This is a genomic window from Flavobacterium gelatinilyticum, assembly GCF_027111295.1.
Classification (GTDB): Bacteria; Bacteroidota; Bacteroidia; order Flavobacteriales; family Flavobacteriaceae; genus Flavobacterium; species Flavobacterium gelatinilyticum.
Genome location: NZ_CP114287.1, coordinates 1,753,681 through 1,771,897 on the forward strand (window position 1 = coordinate 1,753,681; position 18,217 = coordinate 1,771,897).

At 32.5% G+C, this 18,217-nt stretch carries 24 protein-coding genes and 1 pseudogene; 17 read left to right on the forward strand and 8 right to left on the reverse strand.

Annotation, left to right across the window (positions count from 1 at the left end; all coding sequences use genetic code 11):
• The first annotated feature begins 8 nt into the window (after positions 1-8).
• From OZP11_RS07550 to OZP11_RS07580, 7 genes are all read left to right on the forward strand, one after another.
• Entirely contained in the window at positions 9-1,790 is a 1,782-nt protein-coding gene (locus OZP11_RS07550) for a sensor histidine kinase (protein ID WP_281234612.1), read from the forward strand.
• 140 nt (positions 1,791-1,930) lie between these two features.
• On the forward strand, positions 1,931-2,503 hold the full coding sequence (locus OZP11_RS07555) for a DUF4142 domain-containing protein (RefSeq protein ID WP_281234613.1): 573 nt from the start codon (positions 1,931-1,933) through the stop codon (positions 2,501-2,503).
• A gap of 38 nt (positions 2,504-2,541) precedes the next feature.
• Positions 2,542-3,189 (forward strand): porin family protein, encoded by a 648-nt coding sequence (locus OZP11_RS07560; RefSeq protein WP_281234614.1) that lies wholly within the window; start codon positions 2,542-2,544, stop codon positions 3,187-3,189.
• A 31-nt stretch (positions 3,190-3,220) separates the two neighbouring features.
• Complete coding sequence (locus OZP11_RS07565; protein ID WP_143102046.1) at positions 3,221-3,373, forward strand: lmo0937 family membrane protein; 153 nt, start codon at positions 3,221-3,223, stop codon at positions 3,371-3,373.
• Between the two features lie 50 nt (positions 3,374-3,423).
• Complete coding sequence (locus OZP11_RS07570; RefSeq protein WP_281234615.1) at positions 3,424-3,708, forward strand: YtxH domain-containing protein; 285 nt, start codon at positions 3,424-3,426, stop codon at positions 3,706-3,708.
• Positions 3,709-3,746: 38 nt separating this feature from the next.
• Positions 3,747-4,103 (forward strand): hypothetical protein, encoded by a 357-nt coding sequence (locus tag OZP11_RS07575; protein ID WP_281234616.1) that lies wholly within the window; start codon positions 3,747-3,749, stop codon positions 4,101-4,103.
• 40 nt (positions 4,104-4,143) lie between these two features.
• Positions 4,144-4,515: a hypothetical protein gene (locus OZP11_RS07580; protein WP_281234617.1), complete on the forward strand. Its 372-nt coding sequence runs from the start codon at positions 4,144-4,146 to the stop codon at positions 4,513-4,515.
• A 488-nt stretch (positions 4,516-5,003) separates the two neighbouring features.
• Here OZP11_RS07580 and OZP11_RS07585 read toward each other — a convergent pair whose 3' ends face one another.
• Both OZP11_RS07585 and prfA read right to left on the reverse strand, forming a co-directional pair.
• Entirely contained in the window at positions 5,004-6,335 is a 1,332-nt protein-coding gene (locus OZP11_RS07585) for a DUF5723 family protein (RefSeq protein ID WP_281234618.1), read from the reverse strand.
• Between the two features lie 443 nt (positions 6,336-6,778).
• On the reverse strand, positions 6,779-7,855 hold the full coding sequence (gene prfA, locus OZP11_RS07590; protein WP_281234619.1) for a peptide chain release factor 1: 1,077 nt from the start codon (positions 7,853-7,855) through the stop codon (positions 6,779-6,781).
• Positions 7,856-8,167: 312 nt separating this feature from the next.
• Here prfA and OZP11_RS07595 point away from each other — a divergent pair, with 312 nt between their 5' ends.
• From OZP11_RS07595 to OZP11_RS07615, 5 genes are all read left to right on the forward strand, one after another.
• On the forward strand, positions 8,168-8,713 hold the full coding sequence (locus OZP11_RS07595) for a hypothetical protein (RefSeq protein WP_281234620.1): 546 nt from the start codon (positions 8,168-8,170) through the stop codon (positions 8,711-8,713).
• A 28-nt stretch (positions 8,714-8,741) separates the two neighbouring features.
• The gene (locus OZP11_RS07600) at positions 8,742-8,921 is read left to right on the forward strand and encodes a GmrSD restriction endonuclease domain-containing protein (RefSeq protein ID WP_281235509.1); all 180 of its coding nucleotides are present in this window, start codon (positions 8,742-8,744) and stop codon (positions 8,919-8,921) included.
• Positions 8,922-9,069: 148 nt separating this feature from the next.
• Complete coding sequence (locus OZP11_RS07605; protein WP_281234621.1) at positions 9,070-10,200, forward strand: DUF262 domain-containing protein; 1,131 nt, start codon at positions 9,070-9,072, stop codon at positions 10,198-10,200.
• A complete protein-coding gene (locus tag OZP11_RS07610; RefSeq protein ID WP_281234622.1) occupies positions 10,193-10,684 on the forward strand; it encodes a HEPN domain-containing protein in 492 nt (163 codons plus the stop codon). The genes OZP11_RS07605 and OZP11_RS07610 overlap by 8 nt, the downstream gene beginning before the upstream one ends.
• A gap of 221 nt (positions 10,685-10,905) precedes the next feature.
• Positions 10,906-11,916 carry a CBS domain-containing anti-phage protein gene (locus OZP11_RS07615; RefSeq protein ID WP_281234623.1) on the forward strand — a complete coding sequence of 337 codons (1,011 nt, stop codon included), beginning with the start codon at positions 10,906-10,908 and terminating at the stop codon, positions 11,914-11,916.
• Between the two features lie 86 nt (positions 11,917-12,002).
• On the opposite strand, the pseudogene OZP11_RS07620 reads toward OZP11_RS07615, so the two are convergent.
• A pseudogene (locus OZP11_RS07620) lies at positions 12,003-12,101 on the reverse strand (transcriptional regulator); the annotation flags it as partial.
• Between the two features lie 24 nt (positions 12,102-12,125).
• Positions 12,126-12,368, reverse strand: coding sequence for a helix-turn-helix domain-containing protein (locus OZP11_RS07625; protein ID WP_281234624.1), 243 nt, complete (start codon positions 12,366-12,368; stop codon positions 12,126-12,128).
• Between the two features lie 111 nt (positions 12,369-12,479).
• Between OZP11_RS07625 and OZP11_RS07630 the strand changes: the two genes are divergently transcribed.
• Together OZP11_RS07630 and OZP11_RS07635 are read left to right on the forward strand one after the other, a co-directional pair.
• Positions 12,480-12,779: a hypothetical protein gene (locus tag OZP11_RS07630; RefSeq protein WP_281234625.1), complete on the forward strand. Its 300-nt coding sequence runs from the start codon at positions 12,480-12,482 to the stop codon at positions 12,777-12,779.
• Positions 12,780-12,893: 114 nt separating this feature from the next.
• Positions 12,894-13,412 (forward strand): hypothetical protein, encoded by a 519-nt coding sequence (locus tag OZP11_RS07635; RefSeq protein ID WP_281234626.1) that lies wholly within the window; start codon positions 12,894-12,896, stop codon positions 13,410-13,412.
• A gap of 425 nt (positions 13,413-13,837) precedes the next feature.
• On the opposite strand, the gene OZP11_RS07640 is transcribed toward OZP11_RS07635, so the two are convergent.
• Positions 13,838-14,227: a hypothetical protein gene (locus OZP11_RS07640; protein WP_281234627.1), complete on the reverse strand. Its 390-nt coding sequence runs from the start codon at positions 14,225-14,227 to the stop codon at positions 13,838-13,840.
• A gap of 188 nt (positions 14,228-14,415) precedes the next feature.
• Between OZP11_RS07640 and OZP11_RS07645 the strand changes: the two genes are divergently transcribed.
• Positions 14,416-14,616 carry a YqaE/Pmp3 family membrane protein gene (locus tag OZP11_RS07645; RefSeq protein ID WP_281234628.1) on the forward strand — a complete coding sequence of 67 codons (201 nt, stop codon included), beginning with the start codon at positions 14,416-14,418 and terminating at the stop codon, positions 14,614-14,616.
• A 39-nt stretch (positions 14,617-14,655) separates the two neighbouring features.
• On the opposite strand, the gene OZP11_RS07650 is transcribed toward OZP11_RS07645, so the two are convergent.
• From OZP11_RS07650 to OZP11_RS07660, 3 genes are all read right to left on the reverse strand, one after another.
• A complete protein-coding gene (locus tag OZP11_RS07650; protein ID WP_281234629.1) occupies positions 14,656-15,450 on the reverse strand; it encodes a DUF5995 family protein in 795 nt (264 codons plus the stop codon).
• 176 nt (positions 15,451-15,626) lie between these two features.
• Positions 15,627-16,004, reverse strand: coding sequence for a GreA/GreB family elongation factor (locus OZP11_RS07655; RefSeq protein ID WP_281234630.1), 378 nt, complete (start codon positions 16,002-16,004; stop codon positions 15,627-15,629).
• A 335-nt stretch (positions 16,005-16,339) separates the two neighbouring features.
• A complete protein-coding gene (locus tag OZP11_RS07660) occupies positions 16,340-16,573 on the reverse strand; it encodes a hypothetical protein (protein WP_281234631.1) in 234 nt (77 codons plus the stop codon).
• A gap of 279 nt (positions 16,574-16,852) precedes the next feature.
• Here OZP11_RS07660 and OZP11_RS07665 point away from each other — a divergent pair, with 279 nt between their 5' ends.
• Positions 16,853-17,344 (forward strand): SRPBCC family protein, encoded by a 492-nt coding sequence (locus OZP11_RS07665; RefSeq protein ID WP_281234632.1) that lies wholly within the window; start codon positions 16,853-16,855, stop codon positions 17,342-17,344.
• A gap of 58 nt (positions 17,345-17,402) precedes the next feature.
• A complete protein-coding gene (locus OZP11_RS07670; RefSeq protein WP_281234633.1) occupies positions 17,403-18,200 on the forward strand; it encodes a PhzF family phenazine biosynthesis protein in 798 nt (265 codons plus the stop codon).
• Positions 18,201-18,217 lie beyond the last annotated feature (17 nt).

Below are 18,217 nucleotides of genomic sequence, written 5' to 3' on the forward strand. Positions count from 1 at the left end.
GTATACCAATGAAATGGATACCAAATTTTAATTCTTCAAACTCTTTGAGAGTTATTTTTGTAATCGCAGTTTTCATTCTGTTATTTATTTCATCTATTGCCTATAAGCATAATCAGGACTTGAACGAATCGAGCAAACTGGTTATGCATACTTATGAAATAAACATTCAGTTAGAACGATTAATGTCGGCCATAAAAGATGCCGAAACGGGACAGCGCGGGTATATTATTACCCGAAATGCCCGTTTCCTTACACCGTACATATATTCGCGCGATAAGGTAAACACTTCATTTATAACCTTAAAAAAATTAACTGCAGATAATCCGCAGCAGCAGGAAAACCTTCGAAAGTTATTCAAGCTCATCATCCAGCGTTTTGTTTCTTTTGAAAACTGCTTAAAATACAGCGATCCCAAAACATATGATAAACGAAAACTCGACAATCATATGTTTGGGGGACGAATCCTGATGGAAAACATTCGTTTTAAAGTAGACGAAATGAATGACATCGAGAAAACCTACCTTAAAAACCGACTTAAAATTTATGATGCCGAAATCTCATTAAGTCCGTTATTCTCTATTTCTTTATTTTTAGTTGCCTTATTTTTCATTTTGCTGGCTTACAGACAAATCAGTAAAGATTTCCAAAGACTGAAAGTTTTCAATAAAAAACTTCTTATTTCAAACGGCTTAATTGCCGAATCTGAAGTGATTGGAAAATTCAGTACCTGGCAGTGGGATCTGGATGCTAACAAAATTGACTTTTCAGACAATCAGTTTCGTTTATTAGGACACGAACCAGGAGCTTTTGTTCCTATAAAAGAAACCCTCCTAAGTTTTGTTCACCCTGATGACAAAGAAAATGTGGCGCGTTCTATCGATGGTATTATCGAGAACAGGCAGGTTCCTTTTGTGTATTATAAAACACTGCTTCCAAGTCATGAAGTACGTTATTTTAAATCGACAGGAAAATTACTCACTGACCAGCAGGGAAGCAAAATCCTTCTGGGTATTAATTTTGATATTACAGATGAGCATCTTCTTAATATAGAGCTGCAGGAACGTAATAAAGAACTAGAAAAAAGCAATAAAGAACTGGCATCTTTCAACCACGTTGCGAGTCACGATTTACAGGAACCTTTACGAAAAATCCAGACTTTTATTTCAAGAGTTTCAGATGCAGATAAAGCTGTAATGTCTCAAAGTGCCAGAGATTATATTGCCAAAATAGAAGTTTCGGCCAAAAGAATGCGTGTTCTTATTGATGATCTTCTTTTATTTTCGAGAACCAATACCACTAAGAAAGAGTTTATAAAATCGAACTTAAATGAATTACTGCTAAATGCCGAATCGGAACTAACAGAAGTAATTGAGGAAAAAAATGCGGTTATTACAACATCTAAACTTCCTAAACTGGCCGTTATTCCGTATCAGATTGAACAGTTATTTATCAATCTTATTGGAAACTCATTAAAGTACAGTCGCCCGGATGCGGCACCCGAAATTAAAATTGACTGTTCAAAAATACTCGCCGCCGAATATCCTGAACTGGATCAAAATATTAAAAAGTACTATAAAATTACTTTTATAGATAACGGAATGGGATTTGATCCTCAGTTTAAAGAAACCATCTTTATATTGTTCCAGCGTCTGCATTCTAAAACAGATTATCCGGGCACCGGAATTGGTCTTGCAATTTGTAAGAAAATCGTAGACAACCACAGAGGCTATATTACAGCCGACAGTAAACAAAACGAAGGATCTGTTTTTACTATTTTCCTGCCGGACTAATCGCCGAAACCCCTTAAAACACTACAATTAAACGTTATATAAATTCTTTATGGGAATTATATAACGTTTCTTTTTTATGCTGTAAGGTAAAACGCTTTATTCGTTAGCATCTTTGTAATGTAATACTTTAAGAAGTAATAATGAAAGCAAAACCCGTACTGAAAGCGGCTTTTTTTAAAGCTCTTTTTTTATTGATAATGATTTTAGCAGCATCATGCAGAAAATCCAATTCGATAGAAAATGCGCTTAAGAAAAATGAAACTTTCACTAAAAATGAAAAAGAAGAAGTCGAAGCTTTCTTTTTTATTGCAACGGCAAATGTTGGAAAAACCATTATTTCTAAAAGTCAGATTGCACAACAAAAAAGTTCAGAAAATTCAATAGTGATTTTAGGCAACAAAATCGAAAAGCATCAAACCCGTCTGCTGCAGGAAGTGACCGAACTGGCAAACAAAAAGCTGCTGATTATTTCAGAAATAAATGCAACACACAGAAGAGATACTTACGATCTGGTTACCGCAAAAAATTCTTCAGATTTTAATAAAGTGTATTTAAATGCGATGAAAAAATGTCTAGAAGAGCAGATTGATTTACTTGAAACTGTTTCGAAAGAAACCAACGATAAAGCGATTTTAAAATTAGTATTGGAATATTTGCCTGAACAGTACGATCTCTTACGGGAGGTCGAACAAAAAATTAAAGAAAGGAATTAATTAAAAGCCTATTCAAACATTAACTAAATTATTTAACTATGAAAATGCAAGCCAATTTTTTATGCGCCTTAACCCTTTTTATTTCAGCTTCATTCGGAATGCTGCACGCTCAGGACAATAATGTAAATACCGAGTTTGGTGTAAAAGGAGGATTCAATATGTCTAACCTGTACGGAAGCGGTGAGGAAGTAGATGACAATAATATATTATACGGTTTTAATGCCGGTGTATATGCAACATTACCTGTTTCTGATTTTGTTGCCATTCAGCCAGAGATCTTATTTACAACAAAGGGTGCTGAATTTGAATACGACAATTTTCTTGCAAGCGGGTCGACTAAATTCAAATTAAATTATATCGAAGTTCCTCTTTTAGTAAGAGTTAACATTACTAAAAACTTCAACGTTCATGCCGGTGGTTACGCTTCTTACCTGGTAAGCTCTAAAGTAACAGGAGACGGTGATATAGAGTTTGATCAGGAAATTGACAGAGATGATTTAAACAAATTTGATGCTGGTATCGCAGCCGGTGTAGGAGTTGACTTTAACCCTATAAGCATTGGATTACGTTACAACTATGGTCTTACTACCGTTGGAAAAGAAAGAACTGTTGGAGGAGTTACATATACTGCTCCTGACGCAAAGAACAGCAACTTAACATTATACCTTTCGTATAAGTTAAATTAAAACTGAGTTACAAACCACTAAATAAAAAACCATGTCAAACTTATTATACACAATCGCAGTAATCCTGGTGATTCTGTGGGCTCTTGGTTTCTTTGTTTACAGTTTCGGAAGTATAATTCATATACTATTGGTAATTGCCATTATTGCCATACTGCTGAGACTTATTAAAGGACGGGAGATTTAAAAATTAATCAACATTAAATAAATATATTAATCTATTAAAAATCAAATATTATGAAAGCATCTAGCACAATTTTAGGAATAGCAGCCGCTGCTGCAGCAGGAGCATTATTAGGAGTTTTATTTGCTCCGGACAAAGGTTCTAACACAAGAAAAAAAATCAAAGATAAATCTAAAGATTACGGAGATAATATCAAAACTAAATTTGATGGTATTGTAAACACAATCACTTCAAACGGTAAAGAAATCATCGAAGAAGGAAAAGCAAAATTCAATCAGGTAAAAGATGATTTCAACCCAGTGAAAGACGAAGCTAAAACTGTAAAATCGAACTACTAAATACTAAGTGATTTTTTCAAACCATAAATACCAATATCATGGAACCAAATGCAACAACAAACGAGAATTTAAATCTTTATGAAAAAGCTGAAAACTACGCAAAAACAAGTTTAGAACTATTAAAACTTAAAACTGTATGTTCAGTGGCCGATGGTGTATCATCATTGGCATCAAAGATCGCAGTTGGCGTTGTTGTTGCATTTTTTACCTTATTCCTTAATATTGGTTTAAGCTTATGGATTGGGAAAGAACTGGGGGAATATTATTTTGGATTTTTTATAATGGCGCTCTTCTATTTATTAGTTGCCATTATAATACACAAATCTCATCATAAACTAATCAAAACTCCTATTGGTAATTCGATTATTTCGAGCATCTTAAAGGAAAAAAAGTAAAACTGATTTAAAAATAAATTAATAACTAAAAAAGACTATTATGGAGCCTATTTATACTATTGATGAATTAAATCAGAGAATAAAACTTTTGGAAAACCGTCAGGACGCAGAATGGTGCGCTATAAAAGACCATATCGACGATCTTAAAGAAAATCTAAAACCTATTAACCTGATTCGAAATACGGTAGAAGAAATCAATGAAACGGTTGGTTTTAAAAGTCATCTTGCACAATCTGCCATTAGTATTGCCATTGGGTATTTTGCCAAACGATTTATAGTTGGAAAAGGCGACTCGATGTTTAAAGGCATTCTGGGCTCGATTGTACAGCTTATAGTAACCAATCTGGTTTCGAAACCTCACGAATCTTCAGAAGAAGAGGATGAAGAATCATCACAATATGAACCATCATAAGAGTAATTTGTCTAACTAAAATTTTATTCATTATGGAAAAGTTAAGCCAAATAGTATTAAAAAACGGTGTATACATGTACTCTAACCTATATAAATGTTTTGAATACACAAGAGTATTTCTAGGTATCTAACCTTATTATACGTTTAGAAACAAACGATTAAACGGTTAATACATCACTATAAATATAAGTTGTTGTACTGAATTACTAAACTTCTAAGTTTTACAATCAGAATCTTCAACTAAAAAAGAGACTTTTTTACTTTAAAGTAGAAAAGTCTCTTTTTCTTTTTAGGCGCTAAGGCTCTGAGTCGCTAAGGAACTAAAGTTCTGAGTTTTTAGCCGCAATATTGTCATAACAAAAATACGAAAAAATCCTTTGCGATATTTACGTAAACCTTTACTATCCTGACGGTTAAACTTATTTACCTCTTTGTAACTTTGTCCCTCTGTCACTAAAAACCTCAGAAACTCAGTAACTCTGAGCCTCCTAGTTATAATTCTGATAAATAGGCAGTTTTAGTCCCACATACACATTTGCGCCTTTTGAATTATTCGAAACAAAATTTGAAATAAGTGTTCCTGAACCAATAAACAACGGACCAGCCCTAAACCCCGCTCCAATCTGCGTACCGCTGTACTCCATCCAGGTAACCGGAACAAAAAAGCTAAACTGTCTGGTTTCGTATCGTGGCGAAAAAGTAACCGAATTAGCAATCGCAGTTCCGTTGATTTTTTCAGCATCGATTAAACTAAAATCACCGCTCAAGTTCAGGTAAAATTTGTTATCGATATTCCAGTCAAAAGCAGTGTGAAAAGCTGTTGGAAGATTCGCCTGCACTCCTTTTCTGGATGCGATTTTAGTGTAGTTTTTATCGAAGAATTCAAATAAATCACCCGCATTGTCAATATCATCCTGAGTAACATTTCCCGTTAGATCATAGGTGTTTTCCGTTAGGTTTTTATAATTGAGTTTTCCAATATCTGTTACAGAGGCGGAAGCTTTAAATTTATAACGGTTTCCTATACAAGTATGACAGTTCGTGCGATATTCATACGTAAAACCCAGATCTACTCCCACGCCAGCAGACGCTGCATCGAACTCAGGATCTTTTCCGTTTTCGTAATCGTAACTCGCAGCCGTTTTTAAAGTTCCCGTCGAAGTATAGCTGCTCAAAGCCGGATCAAGATTATTTCTGTTAAAAGCAACACTTAAATTATTCCCGCTGATGTACCCATTTACACCCGCCATTAAATACTTTACGGTAATACCGCCTTTTATAAAATGCTCATCGCGGTCTAATAAAACTGCGGCATAACTTGCCCCAATCTCAGCCCAGGAATTCGTAACCCCATTTGGACTTCCTCCTGTTATTAAAAAAGAGTTCGAAGCATCAATATCCTTATTTATCTCATCAATCAGTTCACCGTTTACATTTACCAGATTCGTAACACTTCGTACACGGCTGAAAACTGCTATACTGTGCGCCGGAGTAATATTCATCATGAAGGAAGGACCAAGAATATCAAAATTCAAATTTCCGCTGTTATTTGTTTTAATATGCTTATTAGCATTGGTATCAAAATCATAACCGCTTCGCAAAGCATCCATTATATTAACGCCGTAAAGATTGTTCTGTCCCGTTGCGCTTATTGACGAAATGGTAACATCTGCCTTATACTTCGAATCTACAATAACCGACGGGTTAAACAAAGCACCCTGAATCCCGGCATAATTATCATCCCTGAATCCGAAATAGGACTGGCTCCTGACACAAAAAAAGCTTCCAAAGAAGCAGCAGACTAGTAAAATTTTCTTCATAGTTTTTAGGTTTTGGTTGGTTGATTAGCACATGCCTTTTAGTACGAAGGCAGGTAAATATCAAACAAAAAAAATCAAAAAAAAATTTTACGAACAGATATCAAGGTTAAGTTTTTGCTAAGTCAAAAACAGCATAATTCATTAATTTACTATGTTTTACAGAAAAAATATTAGAAATCTTACTTCATCAAAACTTCATGTAATCTTTGGACTTATTTATGTTCCAAAACCAAAAAGTTTCGAAGGTATTACGGACAGAATTTTTATATTTTATCAGATGCCTTTTTGTTCTTAAGGGTTTAAGAAAAATCTTAATCTGAGGTGCTAATGCTTTGAGGTTTTTAAGATGCTAAGTTTTTTTTATTTTTTCCACAAAAAAAGCCGAACTAAAAGTTCGACTTTCTTATAATAATATTTCTAAGAGAAAAACTCAGAACCTTACCTTAGTAAACCTCCGATGCTTCTTTCAATTTCTCCATGTTGTTAACCAGCTGAAGTTCAGATACAATTTTCTGAATATCGCCATTCATGATGTTTCCTAAATCGTAAAGCGTTAAACCTACACGGTGATCCGTTACACGGCCTTGAGCGTAGTTGTAGGTACGAATTTTAGCCGAACGGTCTCCGGAACTTACCTGAGAGCTTCGTTTTTTCGCATCTTCTTCCTGCTTTTTGGCTAATTCCATTTCGTACAAACGAGAACGCAATACCATTAAAGCTTTATCTTTATTCTTGTGCTGTGATTTTTCGTCCTGACACTGCGCTACTAATCCGGTTGGAATGTGCGTTAAACGTACTGCCGATTTCGTAGTATTTACCGACTGTCCTCCTGGTCCTGATGAACAGAAGAAATCCACACGAACGTCGTTCATATCCACCTGAACGTCAAACTCTTCTGCTTCCGGCAATACCATTACGGTTGCTGCAGATGTATGTACACGTCCCTGAGTTTCTGTTTGCGGTACACGCTGTACACGGTGAACACCCGCTTCAAACTTCAATGTTCCGTACACATCCTCTCCGGTTACTTCAAAAATAACCTCTTTGAAACCTCCCGAAGTACCTTCGTTCATATCCACAACAGATGTTCTCCATCCCTGTGTTTCGCAATATTTAGTATACATTCTGAATAAATCTCCTGCAAAGATACTTGCTTCATCCCCTCCCGTTCCGGCACGAATCTCCACCATTACGTTTTTAGCATCTTCAGGATCTTTAGGAATCAGCATAAATTTGATTTCTTCCTCTAATTCCGGCAGACGCTCTTTGGCTTCATCCAACTGCATTTTGGCCATTTCTACCATTTCGGCATCACTGCCGTCAGCAATAATTTCGTTAGCCTCATCGATATTTGCCAAAACTACAATGTATTCTTCTCTCTTTTCAACCAGAGCCTTAATACTTTTATATTCCTGATTGAGCTGTTTATAACGCTTTTGATCAGAAATAACATCCGGCTGAATAATCAAATCCGAAATCTCATCAAAACGCTGCTTTACATACTGAAGTCTATCTAACATTTTCTTTTTCCTTTATTTGGACTGCAAAATTACAAAATTTTTGTGGAAAATTCTACTTGTTGATTTTTTGTGTTTTTTGGGGTGGGATTTTGTGTGATTTTGAGTTTTGGAGTTTTCTTGTGACGTTGATTTCATTAACATTTTTTCCAAATATTTTTAAAATCAGGTGTTTTTACTTGGTTGTTTGTTAAAAATAAAAATGAAGTTTGTCGAACTGTAAAATTAGCTTGTTTAAGAAATTATGGTTTTCCGTAATCTAATTGATGCTAAAGAAATTAGTTTTGGTAGTATTAAAAGAAAAATAAACCAATTATGAAATTCAATAAAATATTAATTACGTTTTTATTTCTATTAATAGTATCGAAGAACTATTCTCAAAATAATTCTGAAACCAGACTATTTATTGACAATACAATGATGGTTCAAGTAAATAGAGATTGGAATGTAAAAGCTGAATTTATATCTGGATTAAAAGAAGTATTATCTTTTTATCCCATTGAAGCAATTGATTTAAAATCAAATAATAAAATAAAAGCATTGCAGATGGATATGGCATTAGCAGATAATTATTTTAAATCTTCATGGATTGATTTAAATGAAGTTGACCAATTCATATTATTTATTGAACAATATGTTATTCCTAACATTAAAGATAAAACTGAAAAGAAACAATCAACCACCTATATTTTTAATGCAAGAGAAATAACATTTCATTTTTCTATTCAAAAAAGTTCAAGAAGAATGTCAATCTATACTAAAGATAATGGTGCTAGAGATAATTCACATTATTTCTGGACGGAATCGCAGGTTAGTAAAATTCCTGAATTGCTTACGATTTTGAAGAATATTAAAATATAAAATAGATGGAGGAAAAAGAATCAATGAAATTTTTAATGGAAATAGAATTTTAGAAATTCCATTTTTTCAAAGGGCATATGTTTGGGGAGAGGATCAATGGGAAAGATTATTGGAAGATATGAAAAAAGTAAGTTTATCAAACAAACCATACTTTTTAGCCAATCTTTACGGGCACGGATTGCAAATCCGCGCTAACGGGTTACTATAGAATCAAACAATAACGATAATTTAAATAGATTTCCGATTGTCGATAAGAAGAGATCCGTACAAACTGATAAGATATATATAATAACAATTAATAAATCTTACTACTCGTAAAAATAACAAAAAGAAATATAAATATTATTTAGCAATTTATGGAAGACGATTTAGAATTATCAAATATTGAACAAGTTGATTCAATTGAACAAGATTATGCTAATGACGATTTATTTAATATTACTTCATGGGGAGCCGATATGTCATTTAGAGAGTTAATTAGTATGTACGATGATGATGAACTTTTAAAGCCCGAACTACAACGAAAGTATGTATGGGAAAAAGCAGAAGCAAGTAGATTTATTGAGTCAATTCTACTCGGTCTTCCAATACCTTCAATTTTCTTAGCAAATACACCAGAAGGTAACAAACTAATTATTGATGGATATCAAAGAATTATGACCGTTTACGATTATGTAAAAAAAGGTGTTTTCTCAAAAGATAATAAAACATTCAAACTTACTAATAATGAAAAAATTAATCAACGATGGAGAGGAAAAGCCTTTAATGAATTAAATGAATTTGATCAAAAAAAAATTAGACAGACAACAATACATGCAATAATTTTTGAACAAAAGCATCCAAAAGAAAGTGATTCAAGTCTTTTTCAAATTTTTGAGAGAATCAATACAAGTGGAAAAATATTAAAACCACAAGAGATAAGGAATTGTGTTTATCAAGGTAATTTAAACTCTTTACTATTTACATTAAACAAAAATGAATTCTGGAGAGATTTATTTGGACAAAATGAAGATGCCAGAATGAATGATTTAGAATTTATATTAAGATTCTTTGCTCTTTCGGATAACGAAATCAAATCAAAAAGTGATGGTCAAATTTCATTAAAACTTTTTTTAAATAATTTTATGGGCAAAAAACAAAATAATAGTAAATCTTTCATCGAAAATAAAAGAAAAGAATTTCAAACAACAATGGAATTTGTATTTGAAAATTTTGGAGTAAATGCTTTTAAAAATATAAATTCCGAAAACTCTTACCTGACAAGATTTCATCCAACCATTTTTGATTCAATATCTATAGCCACTAATTTCGTCATAAATATTAAGAATTTAAAAATTAAGTTGGAGAATGCAGAGATTAAACATAAAGAATTATTATCAAATACTGAATATAAAGTTTACACTTCATCAAGAACAACAAATATTGAGCATATTAATGGGAGAATAAATTTGGCATGTAGAATATTATACGGTGTAAATTATGAATAATCAAACTGCCCAAGATTTAATAGATGAATGTGAAAATGATTTAGAAAGAATTGAAAAAATTATAGAAGTCTTAACAAGTACAAATCCTGCTGTTCCATTTCTAAGTAAATATTCCATAATTAAAACATGTGGTACTTTAGAGCAATGTTTTAAAATTATAATATCTGATTTTTGTAGCCAGAACCAAAATCAACAAATAAGAAATTATATAGATATAACATTTAGAGAAAGCTCTATAAATCCAAGTATTGATAATATTCATAAATCATTATGTAGATTCGACAGTAATTGGAATGAAACATTTAAAAACTTATTGAAATGTGATTCTAACAAAGATCGAATAAAATTATCAATATCATCTTTAAATAATGCTAGGAATCAATTTGCACATGGAGGAAATCCTGGAATTACTTTCAATGACGTTAAAGATTATTTTGAGGATGCAAAAACAGTTATTTCTTACTTAGATCAATCAGTAATATAATTTTTTTCTGTACCAGCTTTACAAACTTAATGGATATCATCCCACTGGCTAGAGCGTATAGCTCGTGAATGCAATCCAAATAAAAACTATCTTCAAAAAATAACCATGAAAGAATGTCTTACTGTAAAAGAAATTACTTTCAAAAAAAAGAAATTATCAACAAAGGAATTTTTAAAACATTCAAATAAGATTACTATACAAGTAAAACATCGCGATCAAAAATGAACAAATTAGAAGCATTTTTTTTAGAAATAAAAAAAGACAAGCAATCAAAAAGAATTCCAACCGCTACAATAACACAACTATACGGGGTTTCACGCAGAGGCCCAAGGGTAATCTATACTGTAAATTTGTGGCTTGAAAAATATGAACTAATCATGGAACCCACCTATGCAAGTGCAAATGCATATCATCATGTAGAAATAAAACTAAAACCAACCATAGGTATTAATTCTGAGATCAAAAAACCTAAGTACTCTGATGCAATTCCTCGAGTTAGCATTATCAAATCTTCTGATCTGAATGATTCTGAAACTAATGAATTCAAACTTGTTACTGTTCGAAAAGAAATGCCAATACAAGAAGTTGTTTCTCTTATGCTATATCATAATTTTTCCCAAATACCAATATTATCGAGTAAAAAAGATGTGTATGGACTAGTAAGTTGGAAAAGCATTGGTAGAGCTCTAGCTCTTGGTAAAGAATGTAAAACAGTCGCCGATTGTTTTGAACCAATTGAAATTATCAATTACGACGAACCTTTATTCAAAGCAATAAAAATAGTACTCGAAAAAGAAGTTATATTAGTTAGAGATATTAAAAACGAAATATCTGGTATAGTAACTGCGACTGATATTGGTCAGCAATTTTTAATTCTTTCTGAACCATTCCTTCTGATTGAGCAAATAGAAAATTCAATAAGAATTATATTGAATGATAAATTAACTTATGAGGACATTAATAAAGTTTTAGATCTGACAAAAATCGAAAAAGAAATAAAACATTTATCAGATTTGACTTTTGGACACTATGTTAGAATATTTGAAAATGAAGATTTGTTTAAAAAAATCGATCTCAAAATAGACCGCGTTTTACTTCGAAAAATGCTAACAGACGTAAACAAAGTTAGAAATGAAGTAATGCATTTTAGTCCAGAAGAGATGAAAGAAGATGATTTAGCCGAATTAAGAAGAATTCAACGCTTCATTCAACAGATAATGGAAAACATTTAACTCACACAATAGCCCGCTAAACAAAAAAAATGCGCAAAAGCCATCCAAAAACCTTTTGCGCATTTCTTATATATCAAAAAAGAAACTTACTTCCCTCCCAGAAATTTCTCTAAATATTCATTCTTATCTTTTTCAGCCTGAACCAAACGTTCGTAAAGCTCAACAACTTTATTAATTGCACGAAATCAGGATACTTTGCAGAGCAAAATTTATTCCTCGTCTTTAATATACAAATCCTTCAAAAGTTCACTTGAAGTTGTATCAAGCGCTTTTGCCATTCTAATGAGAAGATTTATAGTGATACCTTGCTCTTTTCTTAAAACTCTTCGTACAGTGGTCTCAGTACAATTACTTGCTTTTGCAAAAGCACTCTTGTTTCCTGTGTATTTTTCAAGGAAAAGCTTATAAATTCTATCGACTATTTCTGCTTCTAATTTATCAATCGTCTTCATAAAACAAAGAAAATGAAGTAACCTCATCAATCTTTAAAACAAATTCGACTTATAAGTCGAATTTTGTTATATTTGCTTTATGTAAGTAAAACTCAATTAAAATACAAAGCAATGGAAGAAAAGCTGGAACAACCAATAAATGATCTTTTAAAATTTGCGGCCAATGTAAATTATTTCACAAAGCTTAAACCAAATCTTAAAGATCATAATTCTCTTAAAACGGATATAACAATAACATGTTACAACGAATTAATGCAGACGATTTTTTCTCTCATTAGAACAAATATCAGCATGCTGCAAAATGAAGAATCTCAAACCGCTATCGATGCCATGCTTTTACTTGAAATAGCCGTACAGCTTCTGCCAAATGATGAAATGGAATTGTTGGATGAATTGCACAAGATTTTATAAGAAATTTGCCTTTACTTTGGATTAGATAAAAAGTTTAATTTTATTCAAAGAAAAGCAGAGTTGAACTTAAAACATTTGGGACAATTAAACATTGACAAATATTCACATCAGAAAATGAAAAACAACATCGAACAAGAAATACAAAACCTCACAAACAGTTTACTCGAAATGGTAAATACGTATTGTTGGAATACGATTTCAAAAAATGTTGTGTATATTACGTCGAATATTTCGGAAACTGATATTGCAGGAGAAAACGCTTTTGTTCATCGCCGAAACAGAAATACAGCCAACAAAAAGAAAACACCCAAAAGCTTCAACGAAGCCATTGCCGATCTGGAAAAAATTTACGATTCGGTTTACGATATAAACCTTTACGTTTATAAAGCCGAAAAAAAACTAACAATACTTGATATTCGGTATTTTCTTAAAAGCGAACTTGATCCTGACTTTTTATCAGTCGTTGCGGACAATCCATCAATGCTGCATTGCAAAATTACACATCCTCCCTATCGAAACGAAAACCACAAATTTGATGTTAACTGGGAATTGGGCGGTTTAAGACATAACTGGAACATGTTTTGGTACAAAAGAAAATTTAAAAAACTGGAACGAGCGAGACGCTATCATTAGCGACGTGATTTATTCAAAACCGGCTTTAATAATTTCTGTCGAATCTATAATTTCTTGATCTAAATGTATTTTAGAATATCTGGGTTCAACACTTGATAAATCAACTTTATAATATCTATTTATATTTTTTCTCATATCATTCGTAATAAACTCACTAGAGTAATATTTTCTTTTATTGAAGAAAAAAAGAAATGAGCATAAGTGTAATTTTTCCCTGATTCTATTTTATAAACTTTGGCTATTGTAGAAAATTTATTTTTATTAATTATTTCACTCTTTTCGCTTTCATCTCTATTTGAAAAAAATATAAAAAACACTAGTGTCAAACAAAAAACAATACCAAGTATTTTTTCGGTTCTGGTCATAATAATCAAAAATTAGATTCAAAAATGATATACAATAATAAAATACTACAATAGAACAAATTACAAGCATTTGGCAAATCTTACCATTGTAATCTCATTAACTTGTACCTCTCTTTTCTTGCTATACTTAACGAAAAGATATTTATTTTTATCAATATCCAATTCTTGAAGAATCATTTTATCATTATCTAAATAAAAGTATCTTGATTTTTTATCTCTGTAAATTTTAAACTTATATTGGTATTTATGATTTATCGATAGGTTCATAGAATCCTTCTGAAAAATCAAGTTATAATAGTTTTCTTTGAAATTAGTATCGTTGTAAGATGTGTTGGCTTCCCAACAATCTGCAGACTTTTTATTTTGGGAATAACTTTGAGAAAACAACAAACACAAAATCAACAATATAAAAAAGTCTTTTTTGTAAAATTTTATTTGGCTGTTTTTCATTATAACAATGGTTTTGTCATTTTCATCAACTTCAAATATACTATAAATGCTTGTTTATTTCATTTGCATTAATTGATTTCAATCCATGCCCGCAGCAGTGGGTCACAATACAATTCATCAAAAAACAAAAGCTGCAAAAAATCCTGCAGCTTTTGTTTATATTTACAGAAAAACAAACCAAAAATATTATGACGCTGATTGCAATTTTCTTTCCCTTTGCTTCTTTCTTTTTGAGAGGAAGAATCTTAACTTCAATTATTTGTCTAATTCTGCAGATAACTTTAATTGGCTGGATTCCGGCTGCAATCTGGGCTGTAATTTCTTTACAGAATTCAAGAGCCGACAAACGTAATAAGGAACTAATTAAAGCGATGAGAACTAAATCGTAAACGAATAGTCCCTTCTGTCAACACATCTCTTCTACAAAATCACGCCGCAGCCATACATGCAGTATTATTTTGTTCGGCTATTTGCATATCCCTTATCTTGTCGGCTATGGTTCCTCTTTCGAATATACGGATGAATTTGAAAACGGCACTCATCAAATAACCCGGGTTTGAAACCAATCGTCCTATTTCTGCTATTTTTTTATCTCTCTGCTCAATGGAAGCTTCCCTTTCGTTTTGCGGAACCGCTACAAATTCGGTGGCGAATTTCCAGGCGCCGTTTCTTGCCGTTTCCATACTGAAATCAATACAAAAAGTGTCTATTTTGCCTGTACATTTTAATATCCACGCCAGCGTAGGCCAGATTTTTACAAGACATTTTTCGACGCCGCCTACCAAACTGCTCAGAATAACATTGATCTGGTCAAAATCATGTTTTAAATCTTCGATATCTTCAACTGTGCTTACTTCTGCCGAGGCTATCCCCAGATCGAGATTAATGTGTGCATTCATACCAAGGAGTAAATGCTGCAGGACTATCGGCCAGAATCTTTCGGCTTGTTTAAAGGCAAATTCCCAGCATTCAGATGTTTTTTCTTTGGCCTGATATTCATAATAGGCTTTTATGTACCGATTGGCAAAAATAACATCCAGCTTTTCCATTCGTTCCCCATTCTGGAAAGAACCCGCCAGAATACCTTCTTTTACCCTTACCGTAACTTCGCGGTACAGCGTGGCAAATAAACCCAGATTACTTTTATCATCTATTGATTTTGCTATTATTTCATCCAGGTACTGTATTACCTCGTTGATGTTTGTGGCTTGTTTCATACTCATTATTAATTGGTTATGGTTAATTGAGAAGAACGAATATACTTATTTTAATCTTTCGATGAACGATATTTTGAAGCAATTATCTTATTATTTTTCAGGTCTTTATCAACAAAAAAACATCCCGCAAAGAAAATTCTTTTTGGGATGTTTTTATATTATAAATCACAAAGCCGAAATCGTTACGCCATCTCTGCTACTTTTAAAATTTCGAGTTTCAGATTGCCTTTTTTGGCAGGCCATTCGATAAGGTCACCTTCTTTGTACCCTATCATTGCAATTCCTTCGTCTGAAAGAACCGAAATCTTATTTTTGCTCACTTTTACTTTATCCGGACCAACGAGAACAATTGTTTTTTCTTCGTTTTTTACGTGGTCTTTATATGTTACTCTTCGGTTTATCGAAACGATGTCTTCCGGAAGGTTTTTTCTCAGTACCTGAGAAGCATTTTTTAACTGACTCAGCAGTAATTCTTCCTCTTGCGGTGTTACTTTTTTTCTTCGTATATGATCTTTAATTAAATCGTAGGTTCCTGTTGTTAATATTATATTTTGTGACATGACTTTCTTGTTTTGCCTTCATTTTCATTGGGTATGATATACAACTCTTCACTGAATATCGCGCAGTTCTATCTTATTCAGTGATATCATATCCTGAATGAAAATTGAAGATTTAAAATAAATTTGGAACTAATAAAAAGGGATTCCCTGTCTAGAGTTGTGACAGGGCAAAATGAATAAACTCTTTTGAGCTTTTTAAGAAAGTATCGTCATGCAAATACAATAATGTGCATACTAAACACATCAAAGAACTATTTGTTAAATAAAAATTTGCAGTAACCATTGTAATATTCAAAATAATTGGGCAATATACGACTTTTTTTTCTTACAAAAAACTATTCAGTCTCCAGATAAGGATTTAAAATTTCGGCCAGTTCATTGAGCCAGTAAAAGCTGTCTTCAAGTTTATCCATCTTATTTAAAAGTGTTTCATTTTCTCTCATTACACTTAGAGCCAATGTATAATTTAGTTGCCGTATAGCTTTGGCTATTACTTTTGGTTCTACGGTTTCGTTAAAAAATCTAATTAATCTGATTTCTTCTTCTTTTGAAAGGGTATTTGCAGTCATAGTTTTTAAAAATTTAGTAGATATTTAATTCTATTTTTTATTTGAAACAAAAGTATAAACAATGGATGAATTTTAAGTGATTGTAAACAATCGGTCGTTTACAACTGACTGTTTATACATTTGATTTAAAACACAATAACAACTTTAAAATGTAGATTTTTTTTAACTTTATTAAAAATATGCCCGGGTCTCCTTCGTCGAGATGACAAGATTGAGGGTAATAAAAACTTAGCGTCTTCGAGCCTTTGCGGCAAAAACCGAAACTAAACAACTGTAATTATGGAAAACTTCGACTGGACTTCTTTCACAAAAAAAATAGCCGTTAAAGCTAAACTTTCGGACATTTATAATGCCTGGACAACAGCAAATGGGTTAGAAAATTGGTTTCTTGAAAAAGCGTCTTTCTTTAATACCGATGAGGAACTGAACAAAAACCAAAACGCCGCAGATGGCAATACATACAAATGGTTTTGGTATTTGTATGATGAACCAATGCTGGGAAAAATTACTTCTGTTAACGGAAAAGATCATCTTCAGTTTACTTTTGAAGGAAGCTGTCTGGTCGATGTAAAACTAAAAGAAACAAGCGATTACACAATTCTGGAACTTCGGCAGCATGATATCCCGACAGACGATTATTCTAAAGAAAATTTTAGGCTGGCGTGTTCAAACGGCTGGCATTTTTATCTAACGAATCTTAAATCAGTCTACGAAGGCGGATTGGATTTACGAAATAAAGACAGCGAACTGGATCGTATGCTTAATAATTAGGATAATGTATTATATTTGAGTAGGTTTCTATTATATATTTAATTCTCCTAAATCAAAAATGAAAACGTATTTTGTTGACTCTTTTACAAACGAAAAATTTAAAGGAAATCCCGCCGCAGTCTGTCTTCCTGACATAGAATTAGATGCAGAAAGTATGCAGCATATTGCGGCAGAAATTGGCTTTTCTGAAACTGCATTTATTAAACAAATAAAAGATAATACATACAGCATCCGGTTTTTTAGTCCAAAAACTGAAATTCCATTATGCGGTCATGCGACACTGGCTTCGTCTAAAATTCTTTTCAGTACAACTTTATTTGACAGTATTAAATTTATTAATTGCAATGATGTTGAGTTGTTTATTGAAAAAGAAACAGATAAAATCAAAATGCAATTTCCGGTTTACGATCTTGAAGAAACCGAAGTTCCTCAAAAATTGCTGGATGCGCTTGGAATTTCTGAAATTATAGAAAAAAAGTACAGTCCAAACAATAAAATAATTTTAATTGAAATTGAAAGCGCCGATGATCTGGCAAATTTAAAACCAGATTTTACTGCCTTACTAAATTCACATACCGGAATAAACGGAGTTTTGGTTACTGCTGTTTCTAACAACGAAAATTTTGATTTTCATTATCGCTATTTTTGGCCGTGGGCAGGCACTGATGAAGATCCTGTAACAGGAGGAATTCAAACATTTTTGACTAAATATTGGGCTTTAAAGCTAAACAAAACAAAATTAAATGCTTTTCAATCTTCCTTAAGAACCGGAACCATGATTACAGAGCTTGTACAAGATAAGGTCTACATACTGGGGGAAGCCGTAATTGTTTTAGAAGGTACTTTTATTTTATAAATAAAACCTCTGCATAA

Coding starts and splice junctions, on each gene's coding strand:
- OZP11_RS07635 (WP_281234626.1), top strand. CDS start 12,894: ATGAAAAACAACATCGAACAAGAAATACAAAACCTCACAAACAGTTTA.
- prfA (WP_281234619.1), bottom strand. CDS start 7,855: ATGTTAGATAGACTTCAGTATGTAAAGCAGCGTTTTGATGAGATTTCG.
- OZP11_RS07575 (WP_281234616.1), top strand. CDS start 3,747: ATGGAACCAAATGCAACAACAAACGAGAATTTAAATCTTTATGAAAAA.
- OZP11_RS07565 (WP_143102046.1), top strand. CDS start 3,221: ATGTCAAACTTATTATACACAATCGCAGTAATCCTGGTGATTCTGTGG.
- OZP11_RS07595 (WP_281234620.1), top strand. CDS start 8,168: ATGAAATTCAATAAAATATTAATTACGTTTTTATTTCTATTAATAGTA.
- OZP11_RS07660 (WP_281234631.1), bottom strand. CDS start 16,573: ATGACTGCAAATACCCTTTCAAAAGAAGAAGAAATCAGATTAATTAGA.
- OZP11_RS07650 (WP_281234629.1), bottom strand. CDS start 15,450: ATGAGTATGAAACAAGCCACAAACATCAACGAGGTAATACAGTACCTG.
- OZP11_RS07625 (WP_281234624.1), bottom strand. CDS start 12,368: ATGAAGACGATTGATAAATTAGAAGCAGAAATAGTCGATAGAATTTAT.
- OZP11_RS07615 (WP_281234623.1), top strand. CDS start 10,906: ATGAACAAATTAGAAGCATTTTTTTTAGAAATAAAAAAAGACAAGCAA.
- OZP11_RS07560 (WP_281234614.1), top strand. CDS start 2,542: ATGAAAATGCAAGCCAATTTTTTATGCGCCTTAACCCTTTTTATTTCA.
- OZP11_RS07640 (WP_281234627.1), bottom strand. CDS start 14,227: ATGAAAAACAGCCAAATAAAATTTTACAAAAAAGACTTTTTTATATTG.
- OZP11_RS07665 (WP_281234632.1), top strand. CDS start 16,853: ATGGAAAACTTCGACTGGACTTCTTTCACAAAAAAAATAGCCGTTAAA.
- OZP11_RS07555 (WP_281234613.1), top strand. CDS start 1,931: ATGAAAGCAAAACCCGTACTGAAAGCGGCTTTTTTTAAAGCTCTTTTT.
- OZP11_RS07550 (WP_281234612.1), top strand. CDS start 9: ATGAAATGGATACCAAATTTTAATTCTTCAAACTCTTTGAGAGTTATT.
- OZP11_RS07585 (WP_281234618.1), bottom strand. CDS start 6,335: ATGAAGAAAATTTTACTAGTCTGCTGCTTCTTTGGAAGCTTTTTTTGT.
- OZP11_RS07605 (WP_281234621.1), top strand. CDS start 9,070: ATGGAAGACGATTTAGAATTATCAAATATTGAACAAGTTGATTCAATT.
- OZP11_RS07570 (WP_281234615.1), top strand. CDS start 3,424: ATGAAAGCATCTAGCACAATTTTAGGAATAGCAGCCGCTGCTGCAGCA.
- OZP11_RS07645 (WP_281234628.1), top strand. CDS start 14,416: ATGACGCTGATTGCAATTTTCTTTCCCTTTGCTTCTTTCTTTTTGAGA.
- OZP11_RS07610 (WP_281234622.1), top strand. CDS start 10,193: ATGAATAATCAAACTGCCCAAGATTTAATAGATGAATGTGAAAATGAT.
- OZP11_RS07630 (WP_281234625.1), top strand. CDS start 12,480: ATGGAAGAAAAGCTGGAACAACCAATAAATGATCTTTTAAAATTTGCG.
- OZP11_RS07580 (WP_281234617.1), top strand. CDS start 4,144: ATGGAGCCTATTTATACTATTGATGAATTAAATCAGAGAATAAAACTT.
- OZP11_RS07655 (WP_281234630.1), bottom strand. CDS start 16,004: ATGTCACAAAATATAATATTAACAACAGGAACCTACGATTTAATTAAA.
- OZP11_RS07670 (WP_281234633.1), top strand. CDS start 17,403: ATGAAAACGTATTTTGTTGACTCTTTTACAAACGAAAAATTTAAAGGA.